Annotated in this window: 7 protein-coding genes; 5 read left to right on the top strand and 2 right to left on the bottom strand. The window is 42.0% G+C overall.

Translation table 11 applies throughout. The annotated features are described in order from the left end of the window. Positions 1 to 2 precede the first annotated feature (2 nt). Positions 3 to 2,066, bottom strand: a complete 2,064-nt coding sequence (locus IRJ25_RS13285; protein WP_269318448.1) for an AAA family ATPase — start codon at positions 2,064 to 2,066, stop codon at positions 3 to 5. Between the two features lie 147 nt (positions 2,067 to 2,213). Then, positions 2,214 to 2,834, bottom strand: a complete 621-nt coding sequence (locus tag IRJ25_RS13280) for a hypothetical protein (protein ID WP_269318447.1) — start codon at positions 2,832 to 2,834, stop codon at positions 2,214 to 2,216. A 962-nt stretch (positions 2,835 to 3,796) separates the two neighbouring features. Between IRJ25_RS13280 and IRJ25_RS13275 the strand changes: the two genes are divergently transcribed. The 5 genes from IRJ25_RS13275 to IRJ25_RS13255 form a co-directional block, all read left to right on the top strand. Then, on the top strand, positions 3,797 to 4,408 hold the full coding sequence (locus tag IRJ25_RS13275; protein WP_269318446.1) for a hypothetical protein: 612 nt from the start codon (positions 3,797 to 3,799) through the stop codon (positions 4,406 to 4,408). A gap of 844 nt (positions 4,409 to 5,252) precedes the next feature. Continuing rightward, positions 5,253 to 5,459 (top strand): hypothetical protein, encoded by a 207-nt coding sequence (locus IRJ25_RS13270; protein ID WP_269318445.1) that lies wholly within the window; start codon positions 5,253 to 5,255, stop codon positions 5,457 to 5,459. Positions 5,460 to 6,250: 791 nt separating this feature from the next. After that, positions 6,251 to 7,015, top strand: a complete 765-nt coding sequence (locus tag IRJ25_RS13265) for an RNase H1/viroplasmin domain-containing protein (protein WP_269318444.1) — start codon at positions 6,251 to 6,253, stop codon at positions 7,013 to 7,015. Positions 7,016 to 7,093: 78 nt separating this feature from the next. Further along, positions 7,094 to 8,041, top strand: a complete 948-nt coding sequence (locus tag IRJ25_RS13260; protein WP_269318442.1) for an excalibur calcium-binding domain-containing protein — start codon at positions 7,094 to 7,096, stop codon at positions 8,039 to 8,041. 239 nt (positions 8,042 to 8,280) lie between these two features. Beyond that, the coding region (locus IRJ25_RS13255; RefSeq protein WP_269318441.1) for a DNRLRE domain-containing protein at positions 8,281 to 14,930 on the top strand (6,650 nt) is incomplete at its 3' end.

Here is a 14,930-nt window from a genome sequence, read left to right as displayed (position 1 = left end):
GATTAGTCAACATCTCTTTCAGTGGATTTTAAGATGAGCTTAATAAACTCTTGTCGTTCATCATTGCTCATATTTGAAAATAAATCATATGACTTTCTGACATTGGGTGACTGTAAACTACGTCTGATCCTACCTATCCTTTGACCGTAGGCATTTCGCAAAATATCTTCACCTACGATTGTAATGATGGTATTTAGAATCTCGAGAGATACTTTCGAGTTACGCTCACCATGGTCGAGAGCATATTTCGAATCACTTATTCCATTGAAAAGATGCTGGGATATTTGATTCGTTTCCGCCTCTATCAACTGTGCTTCAATCCTTTTAAAGATGGTCATCGAAAAATTTCCTTGTACTTGTCCTTGTACTTGGTCAAGAAAGAACGAATCTTTGAATAAATTATAGATGTTTTGTCCGAAGGTTCTCTCATTACGTTCATGCGAGACATTATTGTTTTTTTTAAGATATACGACATTGTAATCTGGGACATCAGATAAGAGTATAGGCGAATGGGTGGCCAGAATAAATGTAATGTTTCCATCCTTAAAAATTTTTGAAGCAAACCTAGTCAAGGAATGGATATAATCGACCTGCCATCTGGGATGGAATGAGATTTCTGCCTCATCAATCAGGACACATATATTTTTTTGCTCATCCCAAGCGTGTCTCTTAGGGAAAGAATTTTGCTCGAGTGACGCCTCCCATAAGAGTGAGAACAAATTTAAAAAGTTATTCTCCCCGGTGCTGAGCCCCCATGAGAAAGTTAGATAACGGCTTGAGGCGGTCTCGGTATAGTGCATGACGAATTTGGAGAGCGCATCTTCGCTGTAGGCAGAAAGATGTATTTCATAGGTGTCATCATTCACCAAAATTATCTTTGAATCATTTTTATTTTTTTCCTCATGAAGTTCTTCTATTCCTAAAAATCTTTTCATGTATTCGAGACTTTTAATATACCTGTCACCAATCTTTTTAATGTCATCCAACGCGAGGTCGTAAAAAAGTTGTGATTTTGAAAGGGTTTGTATGATTGAATGAATCCATTGAGAAGGATTCATTTCTAAAGTTCGCTGTCTTTGAATACCATCCGAGATGTTCAAAAGTACGAAACGTTCATCGCTGTTAATAGTGTGAAAGGATTTGTTGTCTGAGATGACTTCAAATAAAAAATTCAAGACAATACGAGCGCTCAAATCATAATAGAATCGTAAACCGATATGTCCTGTATTAGGTTCAGGATTTGCTATAGAATTGTTTACCATCTCAAAGATTGCTTTTAGCTCATCTGACTTCTTTTCATTGGAAGGCGCTATGGATTTCAGTTTATGTACAAGTGTCTCTTTGAAATCATTTTGACGAATCAATTCGACGAACAGAGAGGTGGGCATTGGAAAAGGAACAGGAAAAGGCTCATTCAGCTTGTTGGTCGGGTAGACGAGTTGAAGTTGTCTAAGTGTTTCCTCTTCGAAGTGTCTCACCAAAGGGTGCCTCTCGATACCTTCCCGGATGCTATCGTTCGACTTTCTAACAAGTGCTCCTAACGAAGCATTGAAAACCGGGGTATAAGAGGGTTGTTCAAAGTCGAGTTTGTTCAATGAGTTTGTGAGATAAATTATAGACTTCTCGGAATAGATATTTTCAAACTTATCTCTGGATAATCGCCTTCCTGTATAAGATGGAGAAGAAACGTTGATACGAAGTTTTTGTTCATCATTTTGAACTGTCGGTGTTGAGTAACAATAAAAACACTTTTTTTTCTTGTCATAGAACACCCCAATCAACTCTTGTGCAATTGATGGATGCTTCTCATAGTTTAAGAAGTCCGCAATTCTTTTCAACAATGTGGTCTTCCCAGATCCGTTGTCACCAACTATAGCACTAAGTCCGGAAATGTTGTCATTCTCATTCCACAGATAATGTTCTATTTCTTGAATATCCTCATTGACATCGGTTATTGAAATGGAATGCTCTGTCTGGTCATATCTTATTTGTGCAAGATTATGAAAGGTGAATTCTTTAATTGCGTTATTATGACTATTTTTTTCTAAAAGGTAAATTAATCGCATTATAATTCTCTCCTAAAAACATAAAAAATATCAAATACTTAATGTATAGATTTTAAGGTGGACGGCCGAATTGTTTAAATGTTCATGAATTCAAAGTCACCAAAGACTCTCCTATGGTCTGATTTTCTTTAGTGACTTTTTCAATTGTCAGTTTTTTTCTCTAGGGATACTTTCGATTGCATGGAATGTTCTTTCAAAATACATCGGTAGCTTCTCATGTTCAAACCGGGGTTTTGGAGGTTTGGATCTTTCATTCGTATTATTGATTACCGTTTCTACGTTTAAGAGGTCAGGTTCAGTTGCCGATATGATTGCCTCTGTGTAACGGGTCAACGGCATCCGTACGCCCATTTGGTATGGTTCTGGATAATTGATATCTTCTTGTAATACGAGCCAATACAAAAGGACTCTAGTCTCGTGTCCTTCAAATTTACGTTCCCCGATAGAGAAAGGAGCATCGAGGGCTACGATTCCAGAGAGACCGTTCTCCGCGATGTCAGCGATAAAATCATTCATGTTCTTCGCAGCATCCCCCCCGTGAAGCTGACAATAATGATGGATAGCGCTGACAATGTCGGCATGTGTGGGGGTGTAATCATTCAGGTAGAGACAATAGTCCCCTTTCTTGTTCCCCTTTAATTTTCCAGGGTATCTAAGTGATAGACCGCGTACTTCTTCATCGAGAGAGTGGATATTCGAATGTTTCCCTTTATTTTTCATTTGATCATATAGTGCTTTCATAAAGGCGATATTTTCCTTGAATGGCATGCTTAAATCAGCTCCTTAATAAATGTGATTTTATTTTTGCGATGAAATTACGATTTTGGCTATTTTATGAATGAAATCAAAATCTTATATGCATAAAATAGGATTAGTAAAAAACAGTAAATCATCTGGTAATATTATAATGTACTTGTTAAACAATTTACCTTTTTTCCTATATTATTTAAGAATAAAGTTTATCAAAAGGACTACCATTCAGTGGATTGTGGTCGACTCGAAAATAGATTAAAGAATGAGCGCACTTTAATACAATGTTAATGGTGTTATTTGAAAAAATCATCATTGTGTTAAAGGTGGGTCTATCATATATACGGTTGACGAGGCACTTGAAACCCTACCTAAGAACCAGCTCACAAACCGTAAAGAAACAGCCCGCAAATGGACAATAAAAGGCGTGATTTAGGCCGAACCACTCGAATCACGTAAAAAAGGTTGTAGGTTCAGTAAAGAGGCGCTCGAGCATAAGGATAATCGAGCAGTTAGTCGAGGAACGATGTCTCAAGGACTGCGCCTCTCATAAATTCTAAGGAGCATTTACTTGGTCGATGCTTTTCTTTTCGGTTGAGACATCAGATAAATGGAGGCCGGACAAATATTCAGACCATGGGACGAGCAATATGAAGTGACGGATGGTCACGTTCGTCATCCTGAACTGTTCGTTCCAACACACCCTCAAGTAAGTGATTATATTGACTAAACCTACTACGCCTCACCAAACAGACTCGTCGAGGGGGGGTAACTGGGGGGCTGATGTCGGTTTGTTCGGTGACCCGGATTGAAGATTTAAGCTAAGATTATATTTCCAGGAGCGACAGAAGAGAAGGGCAGGAGTTGAAACGATAACGTTTACTTATGGTTTTGATTCAGGATGAGGTGAGTTCAATGAAATGATTTGAGAATCAAAACGTGAGACACGCAAGAAAAATTAGAGGAATCGGAGAAGCGAGATGAAGCATGCATTATCAGATACATTATGGCTATATAAAAACCTATTAAATCACAATCAAAGATTTGCTGTTGATGAGTTCATGTCCGATATGTACCAGGACATGCAAAAAGAAGCGTTGACACGCCTTTGGAGAGTGGACGAGGAGATTGGAGGGATTGGAGGGTATTGCCTCCCGAAAAATCCTGTTCAAAACCCGTTTCCAGGGGGAGAGAGGCGGTCTCTGTTCAGACCGCTACAATACGCAGCGTGTGAGTTAGAAAGGGATGTATCATACGGAAGTCGTTATATCGTTCAATATGCAGGGATGCACCTCGAAGCTGTCACTCGTCGATACTTGAAGCAGGTACAGCCGCTCGGGTCGATTCGACATTATAATTCTACATTAGGAAAATCTGTCCACAAAATTGCTTCACTGAAAACCGTGGATCAACAAACAGTTCAGAGCCTAATGGCATTCGTACGCCTTTATAATATGTCAAAACATGAGGTCAACCAAGATGAATCAAAAGATCGTTTGTTCAGTGTGGAAGATGCATTGATTACTTATCTGACAGCCCGTATCCTCGGCGTTAGGTTGTTGACAGGTAATGGGTCTCCAAGCGTAAAATAATTTATCAACTGAGTTTCTAGACGCAGTCTTTAGGTCAGCATATGTGAGAAGAGTCTTTTAGTATTCTAAAGTTGCGCTCATTATACAATCCGGTATTTAAAACGACTTATATTTGGGAGGGAGAAATGAATGGAACCTTCAGGTAAAAAAGTGAAAAATCCGAACCCTGGAGAACGGGCAACGGGCTGATTATAGAAATCTTATCTTTAGTCGACTTGTTGAACGTAACGGCGAGGCCCTTACAAGGCTGGCAAAAAGAGATATGCGAAATGGGAGTGAGACGAAGTGAAATCGAGTGAGGACAAAACTAAAAATAAGTCTTCGCGTCAGAAAGATGTAAAACATATGACACAAGAAGAGAGACGTGAACGCACGAAAGAGGTTTTCGAACGTGTGGTAGAACGAAATGGTGATGCGCTTACGAAGTTGAGCAAAAACTGATTTTTGAATTTTAGGGTCTACAATGGTCGTATGGATTACTTAATGATAAGGCGTGCAAAGAAATCCGTCACTTTCAAAGTGGCGGATTTTTTTGATTTTCATTGACGAAGAAAGTCACTTTGTTATCTTTTTAAATCAGGACAAATCGTGCTTCTATTGATAGGAGTTGAGGTACATGATTTGGCAAACGACTGGTTTGGTTGGCGGAACTCTGATTTTAAAGAAGAACGACCGTAAGTTTTTTTCTCTGGTAAAAGGTCCTTGTTTCATGTTTTTTCTCAATTTTGACACGTAAGCCCTGGGCTTGTTTCAAACAAGCCTAGGCGTTGTTTGAAACAAGGCGATGTGAAATGCGTTCGTTTTCCCGTTATCGTAAAGGTATCAACCGGAGAAGATGAAGGATATGAAACCACAGTTAAATCAACAGGCGATTGATGAAGTGAGAGAGGTTTTGGCCAAACATCTCCCGGAGTATCTCGGGACAGGACAGGACGACCTTGAGCTCGTGAACCTCGACGTCCTATGTGCCGTGAAGGATAGGGAGTCGTTGGAGTTCGTGACCCTCTGTTTGAATTCACAATTACTGAAGACATATCAGGCAGCGGAATGATCTTTTGAGATTTCCAAGAATATGATGTATACATGCATGTATACGTCATATTCTTGTACATCGATTTAAGAGAGAGGACTGAATTTTTTCAAAGAACTACTCTAAAGAAAGACGGGAGGATTGATACGTGATGGATGAAAAGTTACTTGGTAACTTTGGGCTCAAAGGCTCAATCTCTTGACCTGAGATTTTAGATTCTGGATTCGTTCCATCGTCTCAAGTAAGAAGGGCCATAGCTTTGATATCGTCTGATTACAAAATATGCACCATATGATTTTCGCTCTGTATACAAATTTGATTTTTACTACACCCTTAAATTACTATCTCCAGCTTCAAAATGAGATATGAGTAGAGATTGACCGAAAGTTATATTGGGTGTAAACATTTCGACGTCGAAATCTAGTGAGGGATAAGGCTTTCATTCTAGAAGACGATGAAGATAAAAAACACTACCAGATTGCCGGCTAGGCTTCCTATCCTGAGATTCACAACGTAATGAACCAGCCATGATATAGCAAACAATGAAGAGCAAAGTAAATGATAAAATGGCTTATATTTCTTTGATGAAAATAAAATACGATGAAATGAATCGGGAAAATAGCTTTATATTAGCAAATAAAGGTTTTTAATATAGGTAAATTGGATGATTTAGGTTTAAAATTTACACTATGATGTTTTTAGGATATCAAGAACGTTCAATGAGAGAAGACTTATAAGAAGTTTAAAAGTTAATTACATAATGCATGAAATAATAAATCATTTGATTCGAATGAGGAGAAAGGGACAGTCCGATGGCCAAAAGAAAGAAACTCTATGCCATTCGCAAAGGTCACAAGATCGGGGTATTCGATCAAGACTGGGAGATTGTGAAAACATACATCCAAGGTTATTCAAAAGCAGAGTTTAAAGGTTTTCATACACAAATCGAGGCCGAACATTATATGAAAGGTATCGATTATCAACGAATTCCCTCCATAGATTCCGCACAGCAGACGAGTTTTGAATTCCAAACTCAGCCTGTCCGTCCTCGTGCGAAGTCACAAGAAAATCAACTAAAGCATCAAGATACAGCTAATCATCAACCAGATAAAAGGCGGAACTTGCCGTCAAGCGTGCACTTACAAAAGATTGAGTTAATCATTCAGGGAGCTCAAGATACGCGTCCAAAAAGCATCTTAAAAGAAGGGTGTTTCGAATATTGGCTTCGTGACTTGAAAACTGAAAAGATGATTCATGTCAAATCGACCGGATTTCCTTTAGCTAACCAAGAGCGACTCGTTTTGTATGCGATGATCAACGTACTGAAAAACTTGAAAAGACCATGCAGTTTGATTGTATACACCGAATACCCAAACGCACTTCGAGAGGTCCTCGCTTCTCGATTTTCTAGTCAGGACAAACTATCTTTTGATTTAAAGGCAAAGTTAGATGCGACGTGTCACGAGGTTCAAATTTCGCAACAACGTGCGGCAATCGTAACTAAAATGAACAAGGCTCAGCAATCTAGATACAAGACACAGTCACATCTGGATCAATATACCTTGTTCAATTTGTAAAATCAGCTTCAAACGCAAGATATATTACAGGAATCAATCAATGAACTCACTTGACAGAGTGGGCCAGGAGGAAGAGACATGTCGAAAGATTCGAAACAACACACAAAAATTATCACTTTACTAAAGAGGAAATATCCTAAAACATATGTGGCCAAAGGGTCGTGGGCCAAGATGACCGATATCTTTTTAGTCGCGTCTCCTCGAGACGGTATTTTATTTGTCAAAGCCCTTCAAGGGAAGATCATCGAAATCGATAAAAAAAGATGGAGCGAACTTCCACAAACACTTTATGCCAATCAAAAACAGGGTGAGCGACACTATCTACATAATGAAGAAGCCTATTTGTCGGTAGAAAATATTTCGTCGGATGGGAAAAATATTGTCAGATTGATCGAGGATAAACGGCGTATACTTTTGTTCTCGACACCGTGGTATCAAAAAATTTATGGTTTTCGAAGCGGGTCGATGTTAAAAGCGACAGTTTCCTCTATCTTTTATTCATTCGTCGCTTTATTCATGATGATGATCTTGCTAGTCAGTTGCATTGGTATAGAGGACACGCCATCAAATGAATTGACAGAAGATACCCAGGATATTGTTGCTGTAGCAGATATTTCAGAAGGCACGAAAGATAATAAAGAACAAGAAGAAGCAAAGGCGCAAGCAGAAGCGGAAGCGAAGGCACAGGCAGAGGCGGAAGCGAAGGCACAGGCAGAGGCGGAAGCGAAGGCACAAGCAGAAGCGGAAGCGAAGGCACAGGCAGAGGCGGAAGCGAAGGCACAAGCACAAGCACAAGCAGAAGCAGAAGCAAAGGCGCAAGCAGAAGCGGAAGCGAAGGCACAGGCAGAGGCGGAAGCGAAGGCACAAGCAGAAGCAGAAGCAGAAGCAGCTACGGCGACACAGACAGAGTTCTTCGAGAATTGTACAGCTCTTCGAGAGGTTTATCCAAACGGTGTCGATGTCAATCACCCTGCTTATCAAAGCAAAATGGATCGTGATAAAGACAATTTTGCATGTGAACGATAAAAATCTATTATTTGATTAAATTTAACATCAAAGGACGCATTCTGAGTTTTAGGGATGCGTCTTTTCATATTTATATAATTGAGATAATTATATTTCATAAATATTACAATATTTCATTTTGATTATAAAAAAATGATGAAAAATACAATTTTCAGTTCCCTCATTTTCTAAAATTGGTTAGTATAGAACTTATGAAATGATTGTTTGAATACATTAAAAGAAAAAAATGGGGGTTATGTATGTATAAGTTAATGAATAAGGGTCTTTCATGGATCCTCGTCTTGACATTGATTCTTTCATCGTTTCCGATGGGAGAAGGTGTCGTCAAGGCAGAAGGTACGACTTCTTCGTCCTCAGATAATGATGAACAAACAGAACTGGACGCACCAGAATCTGAAACGGATTATTTACCCGTTGAAGATATAACCGGGGACCATATGATTGTCACCGAAGGAAAGGAGACTGGTAGTTATGAATTGACCGCGTTTGACGACGATATCAAAGTCAAGACGAACGAAGGTCAGGTATTGCCAATTGATTCGACGTTGGAGTTAAAAGAAGATTCTTTTTCTCCAAAGGCTACGAGTCTCCCGGTGAGCTTTGAAAAAATATTATCTAGCGATTCCCCGTTCCTTCAGGTCGGCGACAAGGATGCAGAGGTCATGTTCACATTAAAGGGAATCACCTTTAAGGATGGATTCTTGACACCAAAAGACACGGCGACGACTGTCCAAGGGAATCAAGTCTGGCATCGTGATGTCTTCCCCGGCGTAGACATTCGTCATGTGACATTGAGCGATGAAGTAAAAGAAGATGTCATCCTTCATGATGTGTCTTCCTTACCACAAGATATCGTCTACGAGTTTAAAACGAAACTGGATCCGCAACTAGACAACAACCAAGTCTCATTCTTCAATGACGGACAGTTAGTGTTGACGATGCCGGTGCCTGAGATGCAGGACAGTGCGGTAGATGAAAAATCTGGCCTCCCATCGCGCTCGCTTGATATCAAATATGAACTTGTCTCCACAGGTGAAGACACATATGAACTGAAGGTCGTCCCAAGCCAAGAATGGCTGCAAGATCCGTCTCGTGTCTATCCGATTTATGTCGATCCGACACTAGCCCGTGATGCGACCCTCGACACGTTCGTATCAAGTAAAAATCCTACCTCGAACATGAACAAGTTCTGGAGTTCTTCCCGAGGGGAATACGTCTTATGGATTGGATACTTTGATGCCACGACGGGTACGAACTATGGATTGATCAAATTCCCGGCACTAAGTGACCTGAGAGGGGCGGTCATTAGTGGCGCTGAGATGAGTACTTATGTGACATGGAGCTACTATGCCACTCAAAAAAATGGGCTCTGGTTAGACCGGGTGAATGCGAACTGGTCCGAGACGGGTGTGACTTGGAATACGAGACCCTCCTCAACCAACCTACTCTCCACAAATGTGGCGCGCAATCAGTGGGCAAACTTTGATGTGACTACCTTCGTATCTCAAATTGCTGCGGGCAACCGGACCGACTATGGATTCAAGTTACACACGAACGGAAATACGACGACTCATTGGAAACAAATCAGTGCGTCTGAGAATAATAAAAATCGTACGAAATTAAATGTCACATACAGCTATCCCAAGATGGCATCGATTACAACCGAAGGGTTCTTGACTACGCCGTCGTCATCGACCGGATATATCAATATCAATTGGCCCGCGATGGCCGGTGCGACCGGGTATCGCCTCCAGATGTTTGATGGGAAAGGATGGCAGACGATTTATTCAGGTGCCTCGCGAGCCTATACGACGAAAGATAAGGGAATCTTCCCGAAGACGAGTCAGTACGGGACAAAAGAAGCCTCGACCGGTGGGACAAAGTTCCGTAACGGGGATGGACAAGATCTTTTGGTCGATCCGTCAGGTTTCTTCAATGCAAGCAGTGGCACAACGACGAACACACTCTCCTATCAGTTCCGAGTCATCGCAGATTATAAACTGGGGAGCGGGTCCGCCTCTTCAGTGGCTAAGCGCTCCCTTCAGGAGCTGATCCCAGATGTGCCGACAGGTCTTTCACTAACCATGGGAGATACAACGGCTGACGACAAGGCTCAGTTTGTCCTGGAGTGGGACGAGTCAGAACATGCGACAAGCTATGACGTATACGCATTTAACGGATTCGCTTATGAGTTGATTGATAACGTGAAAGAGGCGAGTTGGAGTCCTAACGGTAAACGTTTGTTCCCGACACCTCAACAAATCAATGCTATGCCGGTAAACACACGGACTGCATTCAGAAAGGGCGATGGACAAGATTTCCCTGGTGATCCGCGTCCGCTTTATAGAAAGAATAATCCTGATCACAGCACTTACCCTAACGTCCTTCACTATTATTTTAGAGTTTATGCAAAATCGAGTAAGGGTCAAAGTGCAGGGTCCACAGTACGTACGATGAATGTCCCCGCACCACGCGTAACTTCCGAAGCGGTCGGATATTCAGATAATCGTAAAAATAACACTGGATTCTTGTTTGCTAACTGGCAGTCTGTGCCTGGTGCTGCCGGATATAATGTTTATCTCTACAATGGAAAAGAATACGATTTGGTAGAGACGTTGCCGAACGATGTGACATCATGGCATTCTCGGAACAAAAAACTTTGGCCGTTGGAAAATCAGTCATATAAGTTAAACATTGATGGGGTAGTTGGAAAAGGCGGCGAGTTACCGGTCGATCCGAGTCCAAACTATCGATTGTCTGGTGGGAAGTACGGTGATAAAACAAACTATTGGATTCGTGTCACCGCACATCGACGCGCTTTAAAAGAAAATGTATTATTGGCGTCTAACTTTGTTTCAGAAGGAAATTTACTTCGCACACTCCCTACGACTCCAACTATTGTTTCAGTTGATGAGCCGGATTTAGGAACAGAAGAATTTTATCCAATGCTCGATACGTCTATTGGTGCATTTAACGTATTAAAAGATAATCAATTTCTTGAAGAAGCCGATGACGTGCTACCAGGTAGAGGCCCAACAGTAGTAGCGGAACGGTACTTCAATTCTCAAGCCGTGCGGCTAGGTATGTTTGGGCTCGGGTGGCACAGTGGCTTAGAGCGTCGCCTTGAAATTCCTCAAGAGGCTAATCCAAGAGTCGTTCGCTATGTAGATGCAGACGGCAGTGGGCACCTCTTCCTTCGTACTCAGGTTGAAGAGAACGGTCAAATGGTAGAAAAGCTATTGCCGCCTACCGGTGTAGACTATGAATTTTTGATTGATACCGTCAAAAAAGAATATGTGATCCAGTCTAGTGACGGAGAACGGGAAATTTATAATGAAGCTGGTCAACTCATCGCGATGGAATATGATGCGAAAGAGGCAGGTAAGAAAAATAAAGTACGTTTCGAATATGAAGAAGTAAATGGGACGAATCGCTTGAAAGCGGTCTACGCAGCAAGTGATGACGGTACTACATCACCAAATCGTTTAGTGTTCACATACAACGATAAAGGTTGGGTCAGCGAGATGACCGCCTCAGCTTCTTCAGATGAGAAATTAGAATCACGGACATACCGCTATTCGTATGATGCTTGGGATCGACTTGTGAAAGTAGAGAGTTTCAAAGGTGAGTCCTCGATCGAAGTCTACGAGTATGAATACGCGGAAAGCGTCTCTACAGTCGAAGAGACGGGCGAAGTGGCAGTCCGACCTGCCTTCCCTTCTGTCATCAATCGATTGGTATTGCCAGGCCATGCTACAGGTAGTTCAAACGAAATCCTTGGAGATTTTGATGGGCTCACCCCATCCGTTGTGACCGAGGTTGACGGAACACGGACAGCCTATAAAAATATTTCGGCAGAAGGATCAGACGACAAGGTTTATCAAGTGACGACTGTTGATAACGCAGGGAATGACGTTGAAGAATCTCTAGTCTATACATTCAGCAAATACGGTCACCTGACAAAAGAGACATCAGCTAACAAGACAACAAACTATACCTGGGAAGACCACCGGATCACTAAGGTCACAAACCCGGATGGCTCAGTCGAATCAACTGAATATGATAAACGCGAAACGGCAGATGTCGACAAGACAACAGAGCTAGATGGAAACGTCTTGGTCGAGCAAGATGCGACTTCTATCACAACATATGAATATGCTGAAAACGGAGACGACATCCTCCGTATTGAAGATGAATTCGGTTTGGCAGAAGAAATCGCGTTGAATGAAGACCGTGAAGAAATCGTCAGTCATGAGGAGCCGGAAGAACGAATCGGGTTCTCTGAGTATGATTTTCGGGGGAATGTTGTTCGCGAAGGTGTTGGATTAACACCTGGTGTAAACCTATATCCAAATGGTGGATTTGAAGCATCAGAATCCGTCACTCCTGGTTCCCTTGTAACAGGTGGACGAAATGGAAAAGCACTGCAACTCAATAGTGCGACCTACTCACGTGAAGTGAACGTTAAAGCGGGCCATCCTTACAACTTGGGTATCGATATGAAGACGATAGGAACAGCTAAGGGGAGCGTCACGTTAACGCTACTAAACAGCTCTAATGTATCGGTAGGTTCATATGTGATTCGCCCGATGGGTAACCTTAACGAATGGACAAGACGCTTCGTGGAGTTCACCGCACCCGATGGAGCTGTGAAAGTTCGAGTTAATGTAACTTCAGAAAGTGGATCAACTTTGTTCGATGAGGTTCAGTTGGACACGGCGAAACAAGGACATGCTGTTTCTGCCTCTGCCTTTAACCATGTCGAGCAGGGTGGGTTTGATGGCACAAACAAATGGCAGTTAGTAAAAGCGACAGCAAGCCCAACAGGTTATATGAGCGAGAGCGGCTTGAGTCTTCAACCTGGTGGAACGGCGAAACAAACTATTTTTGTTAACCAGTCGACAGCGAAGCCGTTCTACGTGAGTGCCTTGGCGCAAAAGGCGTCAAAAACAGATTCATTGAATGTAGTGGCAACGTATGAGGATGGCACAACCGTCCAAAAAACGGCTTCATTTAACACATTGAACTATAGCGATGGTGAGAATGCTTCTACGTGGCAACGTCAGACAATTCAATTGACGTCAGAATCTAATAAAAAACTTGTAAAAGTGGATGTCACCTTACAAAATGGTTCAACCTCGAATATCATCGTGGATGCAGTCCGTGCGTCTGTCGGAAGAGTCGTTTCCGAAGTAACGTATGATAAGCAGGGTAACCATGTTTTAAAAGATGCTGGTCTAAGTAAGTTACCAGTGACTAATTCTGTTGATGCATTTGGTAACGTATTGACTGTCGAACAGGGAAATCGTACACGTCAGAACAAGTACGATTTGTTAGGGAGATTAATCGAGACTAAAGCGGAAAACGGCACTATTATTGCGTATGATTACAATAAAAAAGGAGAAGTCACTCAAAAGGCGTTTGGGAAAGTAGTAGAAGAAGTAGACAAGGAATTAATTGTAAAAGACCCAGGAAAGATAACAAAATATGCATACTCAAATGGTCGCATTTCGTCAGTGACACGTCCAAATGGACAACAGTATCAGTATTCATATGAAGCGCACACAGGAAACTTAACTGAAACGACTCTACCTTCTGGAAAGCGTTTGGTTAATGTCTACGATGATGAAGGAAAGATCACAGAACTCAAAGAAGCCACTACAACACGCTTTAAGTACGGGTATGATGCGTCTTCTGGCGAAATCACTTCTATTCAGATGGGGAACGACACATCTAAACAGAAAAAATACGAGTATGATGCCACCGGAGCAGGGATTGGGCGTCTATTGAACCTCACAGATTACCATGGAGTGCTCCAAACATGGGGATACGAGGATGTGAACGGTGTCGGAACTGAGCTTCCACTCTCGATCACGTTAGCAGGAACGAAGCGCGACTTTGTATATGATGTCGCCAAACGAAACCATGGGGTAACTGTCGATAGTCAACATTGGGCTTTCCGCCATAATGAGGATGGTAAGACGACGCAGATCACCATGCCGGGACAAGGCGGGGAGTCGCTTGTCGAATTCGATGAGACTGGTGCCGTATCAGCATGGTCTGCCTCTGTTGGTGACAAACAGATTACATTTGAGCGTTATAGTTACGATCAATATGGAAATCTGTCAAGTTTAAAGAAAGATGGACAAACAGCGAGTTATTCATACGATGCGATGAATCAATTGATTGAAGAGAAGACACTTGACGGACAAACAATCAATTACACATATGACAGCCGCGGAAATCGTACACACATCAACAATCAAATTGTAGCTGAGTTCGATAACACCAACCGAATGACTAAGTTCAAGGGGCAAGCCATTACGTATGATGCAGACGGGAACCGAATCAATGATGGACGCCTGAAATATTCATGGGACGGTCTTGGGAAACTGACTTCGATTGAAGAAGTTAACGGGACAAAGAACTGGGAATTTGTTTATGACGAACAAGGGCGTCGTATCCAGAAGACGGGACCGAACGGTACGATTCGCTTCCATTACGATGGAGACTCGAACCGACTGATGGCGGAGACAGATACGGCTGGAACACCAATCCGGGAGTATGTCTATAACGCAGACCATATCCTTGTCGGTTTAAAAACAAACGGGACATGGTACAATTATCAACGGAACTATCGTGGGGATATTGTAGCGATTACGGATATGGATGGGAAAGTTGCCGCCGAGTACACCTATGACACGTGGGGCAAGCCGCTCGCGACGAATGTCATCGATCCGAAGCTGACTAATCAACCGATTCGTTATGCGTCATACTATTATGATGAAGATTTAGCGCTTTACTACTTGATTGCACGCTACTACCATCCGGAACAGGCCGTCTTCCTCTCTGTCGACCCAGAGCTGGATGCAGACGAAACGGTGTCGAT

This window comes from Exiguobacterium sp. KJ 601, from assembly GCF_027161185.1.
In the GTDB taxonomy this organism is placed as follows: domain Bacteria; phylum Bacillota; class Bacilli; order Exiguobacteriales; family Exiguobacteriaceae; genus Exiguobacterium; species Exiguobacterium profundum.
The sequence above is the reverse complement of the archived record's forward strand: the minus strand, read 5'-3'. Positions and strand labels throughout refer to the sequence as shown.